Genomic DNA, 18,528 nt, shown 5'->3' with positions numbered 1-18,528 from the left:
CCCCTGCCACTCGTACCAGCCCGCGGCCGGGACGAGGCAGCGCCGGCTCGCGGCCGCCTTGGCGAAGCTCGACTTCTCCAGCACCGTCTCCGCGCGGGCATTGGTCATCCGCAGCCCCACCTTGGTCTCCTTCGCCCACGACGGCACGAGACCCCACGTGAGCAGCCGCAGCTGGCGAAGGCGCTGTCCTGAGGCGCGAGGGCCGCCGGGCCCGAGCCGCGAAGGGGGGTCGCTCTCCCCCTTCGGCACCCGCGTCAGGACGACCGGCGCCTGCTTGGTCGGCGCCATGTTGTGGTCCGGGGTGCCCGGGGGCGGGTCCTGGGGGGACTTCAGGAGCGAGCGCGCCGGGTCACCCACCCGGTCGGCATCGATCTCGAACTCCTCGATGAGGTCATCCGGGTTGGCCGTGGCCGCATAACGTCCGCACACACCTCGAGCGTAGGCCGCGCGCCCGACTACGGTAGAGACGTACCCGCCGGGATCCTCCCGGTGCGTCCCCGACGAAAGGGAGCACAATGATCGTTCGTCGCATCGCCCGTCCGATGATGGCCGGCATCTTCATCTGGGGCGGCATCAACGCCCTGCGCTACCCGGCCGCACACGTGCCCGCCGCCGAGCCGGTGACCAAGCCGCTCGCCGCCAAGACCCAGCTGCCCGACGACACCGAGCTGCTCGTGCGCGCCAACGGTGCCGCGATGGTCGCCGGTGGCGCCATGCTCGCCACGGGCAAGTTCCCCCGCGTGGCCTCCGCCCTGCTCCTCGGCACGATGGTGCCGACCACGGCGACCCACAACTTCTGGGCCGAGTCCGACCCGCAGGCCAAGCAGGGCAAGATCACCCAGTTCCTCAAGGACCTCGCGCTCATGGGCGGCCTGATCATCGCCGCCATCGACACCGAGGGCAGGCCCGGCGTCACCTACCGCGCCAAGCTCGCCGGCGAGAGCGTCGAGCGCACCGCCCGGCAGGCACGCCGCGAGGCCAAGCTGGCCGCCCTCCAGGCGAAGAACGCGGTGTCCTGACCACCGATGACCAGTCCTGATTGGCATGCCCCGGCAGCGTCCCGTCCCCTCGATGCGACGGTGACGCTGCCGGGGAGCAAGTCCCTCACCAACCGGTACCTCGTCCTCGCCGCCCTGGCCACGGACACCTCGCGGCTGCGCCGCCCCCTTCGCTCCCGGGACACCGAACTCATGGCGCAGGCCCTGCGCCAGCTCGGCGCCGGCGTCGACGACGCGACGTCGACCGGCGGCTCCCCGGACTGGATCATCACCCCCGCGACGTTGCGCGGCGGCCGCCGGATCGACTGCGGTCTGGCCGGCACCGTCATGCGATTCCTGCCGCCCGTCGCGGCGCTCGCCGGCGCCCCGGTCGCCTTCGACGGCGACGAGCACGCCCGCGTGCGCCCCATGGCCGCGATCATCGACGCGCTGCGTGACCTCGGCGTCACGGTCGAGGACGAAGGGAGAGGAACGCTCCCCTTCGTCGTGGACGGGCAGGGCTCCGTGCGTGGCGGCACGGTCGTGCTCGACGCCTCCGCGTCCAGCCAGTTCATCTCCGCGCTGCTGCTCGCCGGGTCGCGCTTCGACGAGGGCATCACCGTCGTGCACGACGGCAAGGCGCTGCCGTCGGTGCCCCACATCGAGATGACCGTCGAAACGCTGCGCGATGCCGGCGCCGCGGTCGACGACTCCGAGGCCAACACGTGGCGGGTCGAGCCGGGCGAGCTGCTGCCGCTCGACGTGACCGTCGAGCCCGACCTGTCCAATGCCGCGCCCTTCCTCGCCGCGGCCCTCGTCGCCGGCGGCTCGGTCTCCGTGCCCGACTGGCCCAAGCACACGACGCAGGCCGGCGACCGGATCCGCGACGTGCTCGAGCAGATGGGCGCAGAGGTGACGCGTGACGGACGCACGCTCACCGTGACCGGTGACGGTCGACCGCGCGGGATCGACATCGACCTGCACGACGCCGCCGAGCTCACCCCGGTCGTCGCGGCGCTCGCCGCCTGCGCCGAGGGCCGCTCGTACATCCGCGGCGTCGGGCACATCCGCGGCCACGAGACCGACCGGATCGCCGCGCTCTCCCGGGAGCTCGGTGGGCTGGGCGTCGGGGTCACCGAGCTCGAGGACGGGCTGCAGATCGACCCGGCACCGTTGCGCGCCAACACCTTCCACACCTACGCCGACCACCGCATGGTCATGGCCGCCGCCGTCCTGGCGCTGCGCGCGCCGGGCACCGTGGTCGAGGACCCGGGCACCGTCGGCAAGACGCTGCCCGAGTTCGTGCGGCTGTGGGAGTCGATGCTCACCACGGAGCGCTGATGGGCCGGCGCTGGGACGAGTCGGACGTGCGGGTGCGCCCCAACCGACGGGGCTCCCGGCCTCGCACCAAGGACCGCCCCAAGCACGAGGATGCCGTCATCGGGCGGGTGACCGCGGTCGACCGCGGCCGCTGGACGACGCTCGTGCCCGCCGGTGAGGGGCTGCCGGAGCGGGTCGTCATCGCCATGCGGGCGCGAGAGCTCGGGCGCTCGCCGGTCGTCGTGGGTGACCTCGTCGGCATGGTCGGCGACACCTCCGGCCGGCCCGACACCCTCGCGCGCATCGTGCGCATCGAGGAGCGCGAGACGGTGCTGCGGCGCACGGCCGACGACACCGACCCGGTCGAGCGGGTCATCGTCGCCAATGCCGACCAGCTCGTCGTCGTCGCGGCCCTGGCCGACCCTCCTCCGCGTCCGCGACTCATCGACCGCTGTCTCGTCGCGGCCTACGACGCCGGGATGGACCCCCTTCTCGTCCTGACGAAGTCCGACCTGGCCTCCGCCGAGGACTTCCTCGCCCAGTACGCACCCCTCGACGTGCCGCACGTCGTCACCTCGGTGATCACCGAGGGCGAGGGACTGGCCGAGTTGCGGCGCCGGCTCGCCGGGCGCTCGTCGGTGCTTGTCGGGCACTCGGGTGTCGGCAAGTCGACGCTCGTCAACGCGCTGTGCCCCGACGCCGACCGCGCGACCGGCCACGTCAACGAGGTGACCGGCCGTGGACGGCACACGTCGACGAGCGCGCTCGGGCTGCAGCTCGACGACGGGTGGATCATCGACACGCCGGGCATCCGGTCCTTCGGGCTGGCGCACGTCGAACCGGACCGGATCATCGAGCACTTCCCCGAGCTGACCGCCGGGACCGACGGCTGCCCGCGCGGCTGCTCGCACGACGAGGCCGAGTGCGCCCTCGACGCGTGGGTGGCCGCGGGCGAGGCCGGGCCGGGCGGCGAGCTGCGGCTGGACTCGCTGCGACGGCTGCTGCGGGCCCGGGGCGGCGAGGAGCACTGAGCGGGTACGTTGGCCGCCATGGCAACCTCCCCCTACGCCGATGACCTGCGCCTGGCGCACGTGCTGGCCGACCAGGTCGAGCGGATCACGATGTCGCGCTTCCAGGCCGACGATCTCGTCGTCGAGTCCAAGCCCGACCTGACCCCCGTCAGCGACGCCGACCGCTCGTGCGAGGAGGCCATCCGCGCGCAGCTGTCCCGCGCGCGAGGGCGCGACGCGGTGCTCGGTGAGGAGTTCGGCAACACCGGTGACTCGCAGCGCCGCTGGATCATCGACCCCATCGACGGGACGAAGAACTACGTCCGCGGCGTCCCGGTCTGGGCCACCCTCATCGGGCTCGTCGACGGCGAGGACTGCGTCGTCGGACTCGTCGCCGCCCCGGCCCTCGGCCGCCGGTGGTGGGCGGCGAAGGGCGCCGGCGCCTGGACCGGCCGCTCGCTCGCCCAGGCCAAGCAGATCGGGGTCTCGCGGGTCTCCCGGCTCGAGGACGCCTCGCTGTCGTACAGCTCACTCGAGGGCTGGCGCGAGACCGGGCGGGGCAGCCAGTTCCTCAACCTCACCTCGGACCTGTGGCGCACGCGGGCTTACGGGGACTTCTGGTCCTACATGCTCGTGGCCGAGGGCGCGGTCGACCTGGCCGCCGAGCCCGAGCTGGAGCTCTACGACATGGCCGCGCTCGTCGCGATCGTCGAGGAGGCCGGTGGGCGGTTCACCTCGCTGGAGGGCAAGCCCGGCCCGTGGGGCGGCAATGCGCTGGCGAGCAACGGGCTGCTGCACGACGAGGTGCTCGCTCGGCTCTGACTATTTTTCACGTCTCGTCTCGTGAATAATGGGGTCATGAGCATCGCGAGAGACCTCGAGGCCGAGCACCGCAGCATCGACGCGCTCCTGGAGCAGTTCGTCTCCGGGCTCGATGAGGAGGTGCGGCCCGGGCCCTTCCGCGACAGCGCGCGGGAGCTGCGGCAGCACATCCACGTCGAGGAGGCGCACCTCTTCCCGCCGCTGCGCGAGGCCGGGATCATCCCGCCCGTCCTGGTCATGCTGCGTGAGCACGGTCAGATCTGGACCGTGCTCGACGAGATCGACGCGCACCTCGACGACGAGCCGGACCCGGCCGAGCTGCGGCGCCTGTGCGAGATGCTCACCGACATGCTCGGTGCGCACAACGACAAGGAGGAGGCCATCCTCTACCGCGCCGCCGTCGAGGTCCTCGACCCGGTGGTCCAGGAGCAGATCAGCAACGCGATGGTCGACGACACGCTGCCCGACGGGTGGCGGTGTGAGATGGCCTAGCCCCCAGCCCAGCCAGCCCAGCCCAGGCCCCAGCCCCCAGCCCACAGCTCAGCCCAGGCCCGCTCAGCAGCCCGATGGTTGTGTGTTCAACTGGGACTGCTGGTGCATCTGATGGCCGAATCCGCCACCTCGTGCACCAGGAGTCCCTCCCGCCATCAGCGCCTGCGTCGGGCCCGGCGCCATTCCTCCGGAGAGACCAGGTGGTGCCCGGTCGCGACCATGCCGGCGAGCCACCCGACGGTGTCGTCCCAGCCCGTGAAGCACATGTCATACGTCAGACGGCTCGTCTGGTACCCGAGCCGGCTCGCGTTGAAGTCCCGGCCGCGGTCCTTTTCGTAGGACTTCTTGGCCGTGTGGTGCGCCTTGCTGTCGCACTCGACGATCCACCGCTCCCCCACGAGCAGGTCCACCCTCCCCACGCCCTCGATCTTCACCTGCGGTCGCACCGGCACCCGATCGAGCTGCAGCCGCAGGCGCACCTTGCTCTCCGTGCCGGACTCCGCGCGACCGTCGACGAGCGCCAGCACCCTCCTGACCTCCCTCGGTGCGCGCCGGGCGATGGCCGCCACCTCCGCCTCGTCGAGCTTGCCCAGATGGAGGGCGGAGTCGGCCAGGATCCCCACGTGGAGCGGGTCGAGGCACCGGCAGGCGTGCTCGAGCAGCAGCCCGGGCGAGGCGATGGGGTCCTCCTCCGGCCAGGCGCGGTGGAACCCGTGCGGGATCCACGCCGCCGGGATGTGGGATCCGCGCCTGGTGTAGACGTGCCGCCCGGCGCCCGGTGGCGTCCACAGGCCATGGTGTCGCGCTGCGACGAGGCACGTGGCGCGAGCTCCGCGACGCAACGGCCCGACGAAGGAGTCATCCGTCCCGGGCAGGGCATAGAACCGCCCCGCACGCTCGAGCCGCCCCGCAGCGACAGCCTCCGTGACCTCGCGGGCCGTGTGCCCGACCCGCACTTGTGAGTAGGTGTAGATCATCCAGCCAGTCCACCCGTCGCCCCGGCGACAGCCCAGACCCCGACGCGGACTGTGGATCAGGGCTGAGACCACCCGCACCCTGTGCACAAAAGGGACTCCTGGAGCATCTCGTGGCGGATTCCGCCACCAGATGCTCCAGGAGACCCCTTCGGCTACAGGTCAGTTCGGGACGACGGTCACCGGCCCCAGCCCGAGCGCCTCGACCTCGTCGCGGTAGAGCGAGGCATCGCCGACGACGACGATCGTGCGCTCCTGCGAGACGTGCTCGCGCCACGCGGCGTCGAGGTCGGCCGGGGTCAGCTGCCGCATCGCGGCGATGACGTCGCTGGTGAAGGTCAGCGGCAGGTGGTCCCCCGCCAGCCCGCTCGTCTCGTCGGCGATGGCATCGGCGGTGTCATAGCGACCGGGTGCGGTGAGCGTCATGAAGTCCACACCGGCCCGGGCCTCCTCCGCGGTGATCCCCTCGCCGACGCCGGCGAGGATCTCGGTGAGCAGCCGCAGCGAGTCGACCGTGGAGTCCGCACGCACCGACCCGGAGACGGTGAAGGCCGACCCGACCTGCCGCGGCCGGAACCCCGCCCGGATGCCGTAGGTGTAGCCCTTGTCCTCGCGCAGCACCTCGTCGATGCGGGCATTGGGCGCACCGCCGATGACGTACGCCAGGACGGGGAAGGGGGCCCAGCCCGAGTCGACCCTCCGGTCGGGTCCGGGGCTGCCGATGAGGATCTCCGACTGCACCGAGCCGGGCCGGTCGACGAGCACCACGCGGGCGGCGTCAGCGGCGCGGGGCGCCGGAGCCGGCTCCACGGGCATCGTGCGCCCGCTGGTCGTCCAGGCGCCGATCGATCCGGCGAGCAGCGCGTCGACGTCGACCCCGGTGAGGTCACCGGCGACGACGACCGACGCGCCCTCGGGGTGCACGTGGGCGGTGTGGAAGCCCACGACGTCGTCACGCGTGATCGCGGCGACCGACTCGGCGGTGCCCGACCCGGGACGCGAGGCGCGGTTGTCGGCGTCGTAGTAGGTGGCGGCCCACTCCTTGAGCGCCCGCCGCCCGGCGGAGGCCCGCTCCTGCTCGATCTCGGCCAGGCGGGTACGCCGCAGGCGCGCCACCTCGCCCTCCTCGAAGGCCGGCTCGCGCAGGCACTCGGTGAGCAGGTCGAGCGCCTCGGCGAGGTTGCGCTGCGGCACGTCCATGTCCATGCCGAGGGAGGCCTCACTCATGCCGGCGCCGATCGCGATGCCGCGCCGCTCGAGCAGCTCGGACAGCTCACGCTGGCCGTGGGTGCGCGTGCCCTCGTCGAGCAGGCGAGCCATGATCCAGGCCACGCCCTCGACCTCGCGCGGCTCGTGGCGCAGCGCGGCCGGCACGGTCACCCGCACCGAGATGACGTACTGTCCGGGCACGTCGTGCACCAGGGCCCGGACGCCGTTGGGCAGCGTCAGCTCACGGGGCTGGGGAAAGCTCCACTCCCCCGGCGGGACGACCTCGGGTCGCGGCTGGACGTGGCTGGTGTCGGTGCTCATGCGACCTCCTGCGACTGGGTCGCGCGGTAGACGACGGCGGCCCGGCTGCGGGGGCGCAGCCAGCGATCGGCGGCCGCGCGCACCTCGTCGACGGTCACCTCGGCCAGCTGGTCGAGGAAGGTGTTGACGTACTCCGGGTCGTCGTGGAGGCAGGTGTAGTGGCCGATGACATCGGCCCGCTCGTCCTTGGCCGCCAGAGCCGAGAGCCAGCCGCGCTCGGCCTGCGCGCGCACGGCCTCCATCTGCGCGGGCGTCGGCCCCTCGTCGGCGAAGGCGTCGAGCTCTGCGCAGATGCGCTCCTCGAGCGCGTCGGTGTCGACCCCGTCGGCGACGTCGGCGACGACGAGCCCCAGCGAGACGCCGTCGACGAAGCCCATCGCCCCGACGTCGACGCTGTTGGCCAGCTGCTCCTCGCGCACGAGGCTCTGCTCCAACGGCGAGAAGCTCAATCCACCGAGGCAGTCGAGCGCCATCGAGGCGGCGAGGAACTCGCGACGGGTGTCGCCCCCTTCGGCAGGCAGACGGAAGGCGAGGTGGATGCGGTCATTGGGCACCTCGTCCTCGACCTCGACGCGGGCCGGCTCCGCCAGCGGCGGCAGCGGGTCGACGGGACCACGGCGCGGGGCGGCCCGGTGGGTGATGTGCCCGAAGTAGCGCTCGACGAGCTCGAAGGCGCGCTCCGCCGTCACGTCGCCGACGATCGTCAGGACCGTGTTGTCCGGCGCGTAGTGGGCGGTGAAGAAGTCGTGCACGTCCTGCACCGACGCGGCGTCGAGGTCCTCCATCGAGCCGATCGTCGAGTGGTGGTACGGGTGCCCCTCGGGGAAGACCGTCGCGTAGACCGTCGACAGCGCCTGGCCGTACGGCTGGTTGTCGTAGCGCTGACGCTTCTCCTCCTTGACCACGTCACGCTGGTTGTCGAGGTTGTCCTGCGTGACCGCCGCGAGCAGGTTGGCGTGCCGGTCGGCCTCGAGCCACAGCGCCAGCTCGAGCGCGCCCGAGGGGATCGTCTCGAAGTAGTTGGTCCGGTCGAACCACGTCGTCGCGTTGAGCCGGCCACCGACCCCCATGAGCGCCTGGAAGTGCTCGCCGTTGGCGACGTTGGCGCTGCCCTGGAACATCAGGTGCTCGAAGAGATGGGCGAAGCCCGTCCTCCCCGGCTCCTCGTGGCGTGACCCGACGCCGACCCATAGGTTGACCGTGACGGTCGGCGTCGTGTGGTCGGGCTGCACGACGACGCGCAGCCCGTTGGGCAGGGTGTGCTCCTCGAGGGTGAAGTGCATGCCCGCACCCTACGACGCGTTGCGGCTCTCCTCGGCGTCGCGTCGCTCGTCGGCCTCGAGCTGCTCCTGGTGCCCGCGGCGCGGCAGCTCGGGGTAGGCATTGGGACCGAGGTCCTCCATGGCCCGCCGCGCGAAGACCTGCTGCATCGTCGTGGCCCGCTCGTTGCGGTTGTTGCCGACGAAGGTGATGATCCAGTTGAGCAGGGTCGAGATGCGGTTCTTGAAGCCGACCATCGCCATGAGGTGCACGGCCAGCCACGCGAGCCAGGCGATGAAGCCGGTGAGCTTGATCTTGCCGATGCTCGCGACGGCGGAGTACTTCGAGATCGTCGCCATCGAGCCCTTGTCCTTGTAGACGAAGGGGGCCTGGGGCTCCTTGCCCTCGAGCCGGCCGACGATCTCCTTGGCCGCGTAGCGACCGCCCTGGATCGCCAGCTGGGCGACACCCGGGTAGCCCTTGAGGTTGATCATGTCGCCGATGACGAAGATCTCGGGGTGGCCCTTGAGGGTCAGGTCCTCCTCGACGTGGACGCGCCCGGCGCGGTCGACCTCGGCGCCGGTCTTGTCCGCAAGCATCTTGCCGAGCGGGGACGCGGCGACGCCGGCGGCCCAGACCTTGGTCATCGACTCGATGCGCTTGGTGGTGCCGTCCTTGTACTTCACGTCGAGGCCGGTGCCGTCGACGTTGGTCACCATCGCGCCGAGCTGGACCTCGACGCCGCGCTTCTCGAGGCTCGCGCGGGTCTTGCCGCCGAGGCGGTCACCGAAGGTCGGCAGCACGAGGTCGGCGCCGTCGAGCAGGACGACGCGGGCGTCGCGCGGGTTGATGTGGCGGAACTCGTGAGTCAGCGTCTTGTGCGAGAGCTCGGCGATCTGGCCGGCCATCTCGACACCGGTCGGGCCGGCGCCGACGACGACGAAGGTGAGCAGCCGCTCGCGGTCCTCGGGGTCGAGCGTGGTCTCGGCGAGCTCGAAGGCGCCGAAGATCCGGCCGCGCAGCTCGAGCGCGTTGTCGATGTCCTTCATGCCCGGCGCGTAGCGGGCGAAGTGGTCGTTGCCGAAGTACGACTGACCGGCGCCGGCGGCGACGATGAGGCTGTCGTAGGGGGTGACCGTCTCGTGGTTGAGCGAGTACGAGGTGACGGTGCGCTGCTCGACGTCGATGTCGTGGACGTCGCCGAGGATGGTGCGCACGTTCTTGTCGCGGGCGAGGATGTCGCGGGTGGTCGGGGCGATGTCGCCCTCGGAGAGGATGCCCGTCGCCACCTGGTACAGCAGCGGCTGGAAGAGGTGGTGGCTGGTCCGCGAGATGAGGGTGACCTCGACGTCCTTGCCGCTCAGGGCCTTGGCGGCGAAGAGGCCGCCGAAGCCGGATCCGATGATGACGACACGGTGCTTGCCAGAGGTAGCGCTCACGTCTCCCATTGTGGCCCACCCCTTGACGTGGGCGAAATCCTCGGCTGTTCCTCTGGTCACAGAGGGCCGATCCGTGTTAAGGGCACGCTGGTCGACCCCCGCTGGTCGAGGTGCGAGCGCCCCCGGGCGCGAGCCTCGAGACTGCAACGCAGGTCGAGGTGCGACGAGCCCCAGCGAGGAGCCTCGAGACCCCCGCCCTATAAGACGACCAACCCCAGCGCGCTGGCGCCGATGACGACCGCCCACGCCGGCACCCGCCACACCGCGAGCGCAACGAAGGCGATCGCGGCGACGACGAAGGAGCGCTCCCCCGTGATCCCCTGCGTGAAGACCGGGTCGTAGAGCGCCGCGGCGAGCAGGCCGACGACCGCCGCACCGGCGCCGGCGAGCGCCCGCCGCGCCCGGGCCGAGCCGCGCAGCGACTCCCAGAACGGCAGTCCCCCCACGACGAGCAGGGCCGAAGGGAGGAAGATCGCGAGCAGCGCGACGAGCGAGCCGAGCACCGGGCTCTGCCCCGGCATGAGCGCGCCGAGGTAGGCGGAGAAGGTGAACAGCGGCCCCGGCACGGCCTGCGCGGCGCCGTAGCCGGCGAGGAAGTCGCCATGGCTGACCAGCCCCTGCCCGACCGTCTCGGCCTCGAGCAGCGGCAGCACGACGTGCCCGCCGCCGAAGACGAGCGACCCGGCCCTGTAGAACCCGTCGACGAGTCCGAGCGTCGGGTCGTCGACGAGCGCGGCGGCGATGGGCAGGGAGACCAGCAGGGCGGCGAAGACCGCCAGGGCCGCCGCGGCCGTACGACGACGGACGGGAACGCCCCCTTCGTCGTCGTGGTCGGGGGTGTCGGCGGTCAACCAGAGGAGCCCGGCCAGCCCGCCGAGGACGATCGCGGCGACCTGGCTCGCGGCCGAAGGGAGGAGCAGCACGACGGCGAGCGCGACGACGGCGATGCCGGCCCGGCGCGGCCCGACGGCGAGCTTGCCCGCCATGCCGAGCACCGCATGGGCGACGACCGCCACGGCAGCGGCCTTGAGTCCGAGGAGCCAGCTCTCGTCCCCGGAGACCCCGATCGCCTGCGCGCCGAGCGCAAAGCCGAGCATGAGCAGGGCCGAAGGGAGGGTGAACCCGACCCACGCCGCCGCCATCCCGAGGTAGCCGGCGCGGCGCAACCCGATCGCCATGCCGACCTGGCTCGAGGCGGGCCCGGGGAGGAACTGGCAGAGCGCGACGAGGTCCGCGTAGGCCTGCTCGGTGAGCCAGCGGCGGCGCTCGACGAAGTCTTCGCGGAAGTAGCCCAGGTGCGCCACCGGTCCCCCGAAGCTCGTCAGCCCGAGGAGCAGGAAGACCCTGAAGACCTCTCCGACACCGCGCACGCCCACATCCTTATCGACCGGGCCCCCGCTGGATGAGGTGTGAGGCCCCCTGCGGCCGAGCCTCGAAGCCCTGCCGCGCGAGAGCATGACCCACCCTGGTGAACAACGGGTGCCGTCAGAGGTCGAGCTCCAGGCGCGCGCAGGTCGGTCGGGAGACGCAGATCATCATCTCCGCCATGGCGGCCTGTTCCTTCTTGGTCAGGACGAGGTCGCGGTGGTCGACGGTGCCCTCGAGGATGGGGGTCACGCACGAGCCGCAGATCCCCTCGCGGCAGTCGTTCTCGACGTCGATGCCGAGGGCGAGCGCCTTCTCCAGGATGTTGTCCTCGGGCGCCAGTCGCAGCGTGTGGCCGGAGCGGGCGAGGACGAGCTCGTAGTCGTCGGCGTCCAGGCTCGCGCCGACCCGGGGCTCGAGGCCCTTGGTGGTGAAGAGCTCGAACCGCACGACGTCCTGGTCGGCCCCGTGGATGGCCTCGGCAGCGGCCTGCACGGCCTGCAGCAGACCGAGTGGGCCGCAGACGTAGACCAGCCCGCCGTCGGGCAGATCGCGCACGATCGTCTCGAGGTCCGCCCGGCCCTGGGTGTCCTCGGCGAGGAAGGAGACCCGGTCACCCAGCCGGTCGAGCCGCTGGCAGAAGGCCATCGACGCCCGGGTGCGTCCGCCGTAGGTGAGGTGGAAGGGCTTGTCCTCGCGGGCGAGGTGCTCGGCCATCGCCATCATCGGCGTGATGCCGATGCCGCCGGCGATGATGGCCCTGCACGACTCCGTGCAGGAGACCGTCCAGCTCGGCCTGCCGGCCGGCGGACAGGTCGTGTACGTGGAGCGGTTCGACGCGGGTTCTCTCCCCTGCGAGGCGAGCGGCGAGTGGATGCGCAAGGTGAGCGGCTTCGCCTCGAGCTCCGGTCGGGTGCTCGCCGCCTTCGACCCCGAGATCGCCGAGGCGACCCTCGCCCTGCCACGCATCCGCTACACCGCTCGCACGATCACCGACACCGTCCGACTGCAGCAGGTCCTCGCCCGGGCCCGCGCCGACGGCTGGGTCTGGACGAGCGAGGAGCGCGCGGTCGGGCTCTCCTCGATGTCGGCGCCCGTCTTCGACGCCCACGGCCAGGTCGTCGCAGCCGTCTCGATCGTCGGCCGCACCCGCTCCCTCACCGGCACACGCGGAGAGTTCATCCTGCGCAACCTCGTGGTGAGCGCCAAGCGGATCACCCAGGACTTCACCGCCTTCGGCGAGGGGTGAGCCCTACCCTCGCGGGGTGGACATCATGTGGCACCGACGTGTGCCGAGGAGCTCGCGCGGCACGCGTGTCGAGGGAGACGCAGCCCTGCGCGCCCACGCGGCACGTTGGTCGAGCCTCGAGACCACCGACCCCGTCCGCACCGGCCGCCACTGCCCCACCTGCGGCTCCGACTCGCATGGCCGGCCATGGGTCCGCCTGCCCGACGGGACCAGCCCCCACGTGAGCCTCTCCCGTTGCGGCGACCACCTCGTCACGGTCATCGCCGACCACCCGGTGGGCGTGGACGTCGAGTCGATCGCAGCGGTGAACGCCCGCTGGGACCCAGCCCTGGTCCTCCACCCCGGCGAGCTCGACGCGCATCTCCCCGGGCAAATGCGCGCCCAGGCCCCCACCTCCGCGCATTTCCCCGGGCACATGCGCGTTCAGGCGCCCACCTCCGCGCATCTCCCCGGGGAAATGCGCGTCTCGGAGCAGCGGGCGGCGGCGTGGTGCCGCAAGGAGGCGATCCTCAAGGCGCTCGGCACGGGCCTGGCCACACCGATGAGCGAGATCCGGGTCGCCGACTGGGAGGTGGCCGACATCCCTGCGCCACACGACTGCTGGGCCAGCACGGCGATCATCCGTCAGACCGGCAGCGGGGGCAGTGCGACGGCGTAGAGCCACCGCTCGAAGAGGTCCCGCAGCTGAAGTCCCGTCACGCGCTCGGCGTGCTCGATGAACATCTCGGTCGTGACATTGGCGTGCCGCATCGCCGCGGTCCAGGTCTGCAGCACCTCGAAGAACGCGTGGTCGCCGATCCGGCAGCGCAGCGCGTGCAGCGTCAGCGCCCCGCGCTTGTAGACCCGGTCGTCGAACATCAGGTCCGGCCCGGGATCCCCGAGGAGCAGCTCGTCACCGTCGTCGGTGCGCACCCGCTCGTGGTGCACCTCGGCGCGCTCGCCGACGGTCATCAGGCCGATACGCTCCGACCACAGCCACTCGGAGTAGCAGGCGAATCCCTCGTGCAGCCAGATGTCGCGCCAGTGGGTCAGCGTCACCGAGTTGCCCCACCACTGGTGGCTCAGCTCGTGGGCGACGAGCCGGATGCACTCCCAGTCGTCACGCATGAAGTTGCGACCGAAGGTCGACAGCCCCTGCGACTCGAGCGGGATCTCCAGGTCGTCGTCGGTGATGACGGCCGTGTACGACGCGAAGGGGTAGTCCCCGAAGAGCTCCGCGTAGAACCCGAGCATCTGCGGCTGCAGGCCGAAGGCCGCCTCGAAGCCCTCCCGCGGCCGGTCCACCGGGGCCACGACGCGGACGGGGACGGGGCCCCCTTCCTGCTCGATGACCTCGTACCGGCCGATCTGCACGGTGGCGAGGTAGGTCGCCATCGGGTCGTCCTGGCGGTAGGTCCACGTCGTGCTCTGCCCGCGGGTGCTGCGGTCGGCGAGCTCACCGGCGACGGCGACGTGGTACCCCTTCGCCGTCGTGAGCGCGATGTCGTACGTCGCCTTGTTGTCCGGGCGGTCGTTGCACGGGAACCATGACGGCGAGCCGTGCGGCTGGGCCGCGACGAGGACCCCGTCCTCGAGCTCCTCCCAGCCGGCCTCGCCGAGCCGGCGGCTGCGGATCTGCTTCGGGGTGCCCGAGTAACGCACCGCGACCTCGAAGCCGTCGCCCTGCTCGACCGTGCGCCCGAGCGTCACCGCCAGACGTTCGGAGCGGTGGGTGTACTTGATGGCGGCGCCGTCGACCTGGACGCGAGCGACCTTGAGTGCGTGCAGGTCCAGCTCGATGCGGGAGACGTCCTCGAGGGCGCGGCAGCGCAGGACCGCCTCACCGGAGAGCCGGTTGCCCGCGATCTTGTAGTCGAGCACCAGGTCGTAGTGCTCCACGTCGAAGCTCGCATCACCGTGCCCGGGGACGTACTCGTCCGTGCCGTGCCGCCTCACTCTTCGTCCTCCCAGGGTCCGATCGGGTTGCCGATCCATCGCGTCCGTGACGGTACGCCCTCTCCCCGCATGACGAGGGAGGCGGGCCCGACGGTCGCGTGCCGTCCGATGCTGGACGAAGGGAGGATGACGCTGTTGGGGCCCAGCGTCGCCCCCGCGTCGAGCACGACGGTGTCCATGCTGAGGACCCGGTCGTGGAAGAGGTGGGTCTGCACGACGCACCCGTGGTTGACGGTCGCGCCGTCGCCGAGATGGACGAGGTCGCTCTCGGGGAGCCAGTAGGTGTCGCACCAGACGCCCGCGCCGACCTTGCTGCCCATGAGGCGCAGCCACGCGTTGAGGGCCGGGGTGCCGGCGGTGATCCGGGTGAACCACGGCGCGGCGAGCATCTCGGTGAAGGTGTCGGCGAGCTCGTTGCGCCAGACGAAGTGGGTCCACAGCTCGTGCTCGCCCTCGCGGTGGCGGCCGACGAGCAGCCACTTGGCGGCGAGCGTGATGCCGGCTGCGACGTGGCTGCCGACGATGAGCACCGGGCCGGCGAGCAGCACTGCGGCCCAGACCGATCGGTCGAGCAGCGCGAGGAGGGCGACGGCGACGGCGACGTGGAGGCCGACGGAGCACCACAGCGGGACGACGCGACACAACTCGACGAGGGCTCGCAGGACCTGCAGCTGCGTCGACGGGTCGTAGGTGCGGCTGGAGTCCTGCTCCTCGGCGGTGCGGCGCAGCTTGCGTGGGGGCGAGCCGATGTACGACGCGCCGGCCTTGGCCTTGCCGCGGCGGGGTGCCGCCGAGAGCACGGCGACGAGCGAGCGCTTGGGCACCCGGCGTCCGGGGGCGAGCATGCCGGAGTTGCCGACGAAGGAGCGCTTGCCGACCTTGACCCGCTCGACGCGGATCCAGCCGCCGCCGAGCTCGTAGGAGCCGATCATCGTGTCGTCGGCGAGGAAGGCGTGGTCGCCCACCCGGACGAGCTTGGGGATGAGCAGGACCGTCGAGGCCTCGACGCCGGTGCCGACGCGGGCGCCGAGCAGCCGCAACCACGTCGGGGTGAAGGCGCTGGAGTAGATCGGGAAGAGCCAGTCGCGGGCCTCGTCGAGCAGGCGGACGGTCCCCCAGATCGCCAGGCCGGGGCCGGAGCGGACCGGGTAGTGGCCGGGGCTGATCGCGGTGCCGAGCAGGCGGGTCAGCGCGAGCACGAGCAGCGCCAGCACGACGAAGCCGACGACCGCTGCGACCGGCATCCACGGCAGGGCCGCGACGAGGGCTGCGCCGAGGCTCTCGCTGTCGACGACGGCCGGCCACAGGACGGCCGCACCGGCGAGGACGGACAGCCCGGGCAGCGCGGCGATGAGCACGCCGAGGAGGCCGTAGCCGACGAGCCACCCTGCCGGGGCGGGCGCCTCCTCGTCCGACCACGGGCCGCGGGCCTGCGACTGGCGCTCGGCGGGCGACCCTGACCAGAACTCGCTCTCGGGCACCGTGCCCATGACGTGCGAGCCGGGGGCGACCTCGGCGGCGCGCCCGATGACGGCACCGGGCGAGATGGTGCTGCGGGCGCCGATGCGCGCCTTGGCGCCGATGGTGATCGGGCCGACGTGCACGACGTCGCCGTCGATCCAGTGGCCGAGCAGATCAACCTCGGGCTCGACCGTCGCGCCGGCGCCGATGTCAAGCCACCCGGTGACCGGGGGCAGGGCGTGCAGGTCGACCCCCTTGCCGACCTTGGCACCGAGCAGCCTTGCGTACCAACGGAACCAGACCGCGCCCGACAGTGAGGCAGCGGCGAGCTCGTCCTGGATGCGCGCGGCGAGCCACAGGCGCAGGTGCACCTTGCCCCCACGCGGGTGGGCGCCGGGAGTGACCCCGCGGAGCACGAGTCGGGCGAGGACCGCGGCCAGGGCCATGCGTCCCGGGCTGAGGATGAAGACCGCCGTCGCGAGGACGACGAGCCAGAGGGGGAAGGTGGGCAGCCACTCCAGCACCTGGTGGCCGATGGTCGAGCCGAGCATGAGCCAGGCGACCCACCGCAGACCCGCCAGGGCGCGAAGGGGGATCATCCCGAACAGCTGCGCCACCTGGGTCCGCGTCCGGATGGGTCGGACCTTGCGGTCCGAGACGACCATGGTCGACGCGGCGGCCGACTCCTCGAGCCAGGCCGACAGGTCGCCGAGCGTGGGGTGCGCGTAGAGGTCGCCGACGGTGGTCTCCGGGGCGCGCTCACGCAGGCGGCTGACGACCTGGGCGGCGGTGAGCGAGCCACCGCCGAGGTCGAAGAAGTCGTCGCTCGGGTCGCTGACGTCGGCGCCGATGATCTCGGCCCACAGGGCGGCGACCCACTGCTCGGTCTCGCCGAGCTCCCCCTTCGTCGTCGTGTCGGTGGAGGTCGGCAGCGGCCACGGCAGCGCATCGCGGTCGACCTTGCCCGAGGTGCGGGTCGGCAGCTCGTCGACGACGGCGAGCCGTGGGACGAGGGCTGCGGGCATCCGCTCGCGCAGCAGGTCGCGGGCGCGTCCGGCGTCGAACTGCTCGTCGGTCGTCAGGTACCCGACGAGCAGCTTGTTGCCCGCTTGGGTCGAGCGCACGGCCGCCGCGGCCGACACGACGCCGGGCACGCGCAGGAGCTGCTCGTCGATCTCGCCGAGCTCGATGCGCCGGCCGCCGAGCTTGATCTGGTCGTCGGCGCGACCGGCGAAGACGAGGCCGAGCGGGTCATTGCGCACGACGTCGCCGGAGCGGTAGGCGCGGTCCCAGCCGAGGGTGGGCATGGGCGCGTACTTCTCGGCGTCCTTGGCGGGATCGAGGTAGCGGGCCAGACCGACGCCTCCGATGATCAGCTCGCCGGACTCCCCTTCGCCGACGGGGTGGCCCTCCTTGTCGACGACGGCGAGGTCCCAGCCGTCGAGGGGCAGGCCGATGCGCACCGGGTCGGAGCCGTCGAGCATCGCGCCGCAGGCGACGACGGTGGCCTCGGTGGGGCCGTAGGTGTTCCACACCTCGCGGCCCTCGCGCTGCAGGCGCGAGGCGAGCTCGGGCGGGCACGCCTCGCCGCCCATGATGAGCAGCCGCACCTTGTCCAGGGAGCTCGGCGGCCACAGCGCCACGAGCGTCGGGACGGTCGAGACGATGGTGATCTCGTTGGCCACGAGCCACGGGCCGACGTCGACGCCGGAGCGCACGAGCGAGCGCGGCGCGGGCACGAGGCAGGCGCCGTAGGCCCAGGCCAGCCACATCTCCTCGCAGCTGGCGTCGAAGGCCACGGACAGGCCCGCCATGACCCGGTCCCCCGGCCCGATCGGGTCGTCGACGAGGAACATGCGCGACTCCGCGTCGACGAAGGCGGCCGCGTTGCGGTGGGTGACGGCCACCCCCTTCGGCTTGCCCGTGGAGCCGGAGGTGAAGATCACCCAGGCGTCGTCGCTCGTCGCCGGCGAGGTCGGCTCGATCGACGGGCGCCCCTGTCCTGTAACGGTGGTCGAGATGACGAGCTCGTTGCCGACGATCGCGACGGCCGACGACTCCTCGAAGACCACCCGCGCCCGCTCGTCCGGGTCGTCCGCGTCGACGGGCACGTACGCCGCGCCCGCGAGGATGATGCCGATGATCGCGACGTAGAGGTCGGTCGAGCCCGAGCGGATGCGCACGCCGACCTTGTCCCCCGGCCCGATGCCCAGGTCGGCGAGCTGCTCGGCCAGGGCCGACGCGGCCTCGGCCAGCTCGGAGTAGGTGAGCATCTCCTGCCCGCTGTCGACGGCCGAAGCGTCCGGGTGCGCCTCGACGACGCCCATAAAGATGTCGACGAGGGTGCGCGGAGCCGGCGCCCGATCACCCGCGAGGAGCGAGGGCAGGAGCGAAGGGGAGGTCACGGGGGGGATGATCCCCGATCCAGGTGAACACTCGGCGGCGCCACCCCGCAGACAGGCCCGGAGGAACGGTCCCTGAGGTGCGACGAAGGAGCCTCGAAGGGCCACGCCCACGCCCGAGCCCACCCGTTGGTCGAGGTGCGAGGGCGTCCGAGCCTCGAGACAACTCGTTGGTCGAGGTGCGAGTTCGCGCAGCGAGCGAAGCCTCGAGACAACTCGTTGGTCGAGGTGCGAGGGCGTCCGCGCCCGAGCCTCGAGACAACTCGTTGGTCGAGGTGCGAGGGCGTCCGCG

General features: G+C 72.0%; 16 protein-coding genes. 7 read left to right on the top strand and 9 right to left on the bottom strand.

Features of this window, described 5'->3' with window-relative positions:
• Nucleotides 1–429 (bottom strand): SOS response-associated peptidase (locus JAN01S_RS14005; RefSeq protein WP_169797240.1); only part of this gene is annotated, 429 nt, incomplete at its 3' end.
• Nucleotides 430–515: 86 nt separating this feature from the next.
• Here JAN01S_RS14005 and JAN01S_RS14000 point away from each other — a divergent pair.
• Genes JAN01S_RS14000 through JAN01S_RS13980 form a run of 5 tightly spaced genes read left to right on the top strand, consistent with a single transcriptional unit; the run spans nt 516 to nt 4,621 of the window.
• A complete protein-coding gene (locus JAN01S_RS14000) occupies nt 516–1,019 on the top strand; it encodes a DoxX family protein (protein ID WP_068319230.1) in 504 nt (167 codons plus the stop codon).
• A gap of 60 nt (nt 1,020–1,079) precedes the next feature.
• Nucleotides 1,080–2,318, top strand: a complete 1,239-nt coding sequence (gene aroA / locus JAN01S_RS13995) for a 3-phosphoshikimate 1-carboxyvinyltransferase (RefSeq protein ID WP_306305673.1) — start codon at nt 1,080–1,082, stop codon at nt 2,316–2,318.
• Nucleotides 2,318–3,328 (top strand): ribosome small subunit-dependent GTPase A, encoded by a 1,011-nt coding sequence (gene rsgA, locus JAN01S_RS13990; protein WP_068319228.1) that lies wholly within the window; start codon nt 2,318–2,320, stop codon nt 3,326–3,328. Before aroA ends, rsgA begins: the two co-directional genes overlap by 1 nt.
• A gap of 18 nt (nt 3,329–3,346) precedes the next feature.
• Nucleotides 3,347–4,129 carry a histidinol-phosphatase gene (gene hisN, locus JAN01S_RS13985; RefSeq protein ID WP_068319227.1) on the top strand — a complete coding sequence of 261 codons (783 nt, stop codon included), beginning with the start codon at nt 3,347–3,349 and terminating at the stop codon, nt 4,127–4,129.
• Between the two features lie 36 nt (nt 4,130–4,165).
• Complete coding sequence (locus JAN01S_RS13980; protein WP_068319226.1) at nt 4,166–4,621, top strand: hemerythrin domain-containing protein; 456 nt, start codon at nt 4,166–4,168, stop codon at nt 4,619–4,621.
• Nucleotides 4,622–4,776: 155 nt separating this feature from the next.
• Here the strand turns inward: JAN01S_RS13980 and JAN01S_RS13975 are convergent, their stop codons facing one another.
• The 6 genes from JAN01S_RS13975 to JAN01S_RS13950 all read right to left on the bottom strand — a co-directional run bounded on the left by JAN01S_RS13975 (nt 4,777) and on the right by JAN01S_RS13950 (nt 11,906).
• Entirely contained in the window at nt 4,777–5,598 is an 822-nt protein-coding gene (locus JAN01S_RS13975; RefSeq protein ID WP_068319225.1) for a putative endonuclease domain-containing protein, read from the bottom strand.
• Between the two features lie 159 nt (nt 5,599–5,757).
• Nucleotides 5,758–7,125, bottom strand: a complete 1,368-nt coding sequence (locus JAN01S_RS13970) for a M16 family metallopeptidase (protein ID WP_068319224.1) — start codon at nt 7,123–7,125, stop codon at nt 5,758–5,760.
• Nucleotides 7,122–8,408: a M16 family metallopeptidase gene (locus JAN01S_RS13965; RefSeq protein WP_068319223.1), complete on the bottom strand. Its 1,287-nt coding sequence runs from the start codon at nt 8,406–8,408 to the stop codon at nt 7,122–7,124. The genes JAN01S_RS13970 and JAN01S_RS13965 overlap by 4 nt, the downstream gene beginning before the upstream one ends.
• Before the next feature lie 9 nt (nt 8,409–8,417).
• Complete coding sequence (locus tag JAN01S_RS13960; RefSeq protein WP_157075764.1) at nt 8,418–9,833, bottom strand: NAD(P)/FAD-dependent oxidoreductase; 1,416 nt, start codon at nt 9,831–9,833, stop codon at nt 8,418–8,420.
• 188 nt (nt 9,834–10,021) lie between these two features.
• Nucleotides 10,022–11,194 (bottom strand): chromate efflux transporter, encoded by a 1,173-nt coding sequence (gene chrA, locus JAN01S_RS13955; RefSeq protein ID WP_244884854.1) that lies wholly within the window; start codon nt 11,192–11,194, stop codon nt 10,022–10,024.
• A 115-nt stretch (nt 11,195–11,309) separates the two neighbouring features.
• Nucleotides 11,310–11,906 (bottom strand): flavin reductase family protein, encoded by a 597-nt coding sequence (locus JAN01S_RS13950; RefSeq protein WP_068319221.1) that lies wholly within the window; start codon nt 11,904–11,906, stop codon nt 11,310–11,312.
• Between the two features lie 16 nt (nt 11,907–11,922).
• Between JAN01S_RS13950 and JAN01S_RS13945 the strand changes: the two genes are divergently transcribed.
• Complete coding sequence (locus tag JAN01S_RS13945) at nt 11,923–12,438, top strand: IclR family transcriptional regulator (RefSeq protein ID WP_068319220.1); 516 nt, start codon at nt 11,923–11,925, stop codon at nt 12,436–12,438.
• A 25-nt stretch (nt 12,439–12,463) separates the two neighbouring features.
• Nucleotides 12,464–13,096 carry a 4'-phosphopantetheinyl transferase family protein gene (locus JAN01S_RS13940; RefSeq protein ID WP_084360277.1) on the top strand — a complete coding sequence of 211 codons (633 nt, stop codon included), beginning with the start codon at nt 12,464–12,466 and terminating at the stop codon, nt 13,094–13,096.
• Here the strand turns inward: JAN01S_RS13940 and JAN01S_RS13935 are convergent.
• On the bottom strand, nt 13,063–14,373 hold the full coding sequence (locus JAN01S_RS13935; protein ID WP_244884853.1) for a M1 family metallopeptidase: 1,311 nt from the start codon (nt 14,371–14,373) through the stop codon (nt 13,063–13,065). The two genes, JAN01S_RS13940 and JAN01S_RS13935, sit on opposite strands and share 34 nt — an antisense overlap.
• Nucleotides 14,370–18,239 (bottom strand): Pls/PosA family non-ribosomal peptide synthetase, encoded by a 3,870-nt coding sequence (locus JAN01S_RS13930; RefSeq protein WP_280513189.1) that lies wholly within the window; start codon nt 18,237–18,239, stop codon nt 14,370–14,372. Before JAN01S_RS13930 ends, JAN01S_RS13935 begins: the two co-directional genes overlap by 4 nt.
• Nucleotides 18,240–18,528: the final 289 nt, after the last annotated feature.

The organism is Janibacter anophelis NBRC 107843, from assembly GCF_001570945.1.
Lineage (GTDB): Bacteria > Actinomycetota > Actinomycetes > Actinomycetales > Dermatophilaceae > Janibacter > Janibacter anophelis.
This window is presented reverse-complemented; position numbering and strand designations above follow the sequence as displayed.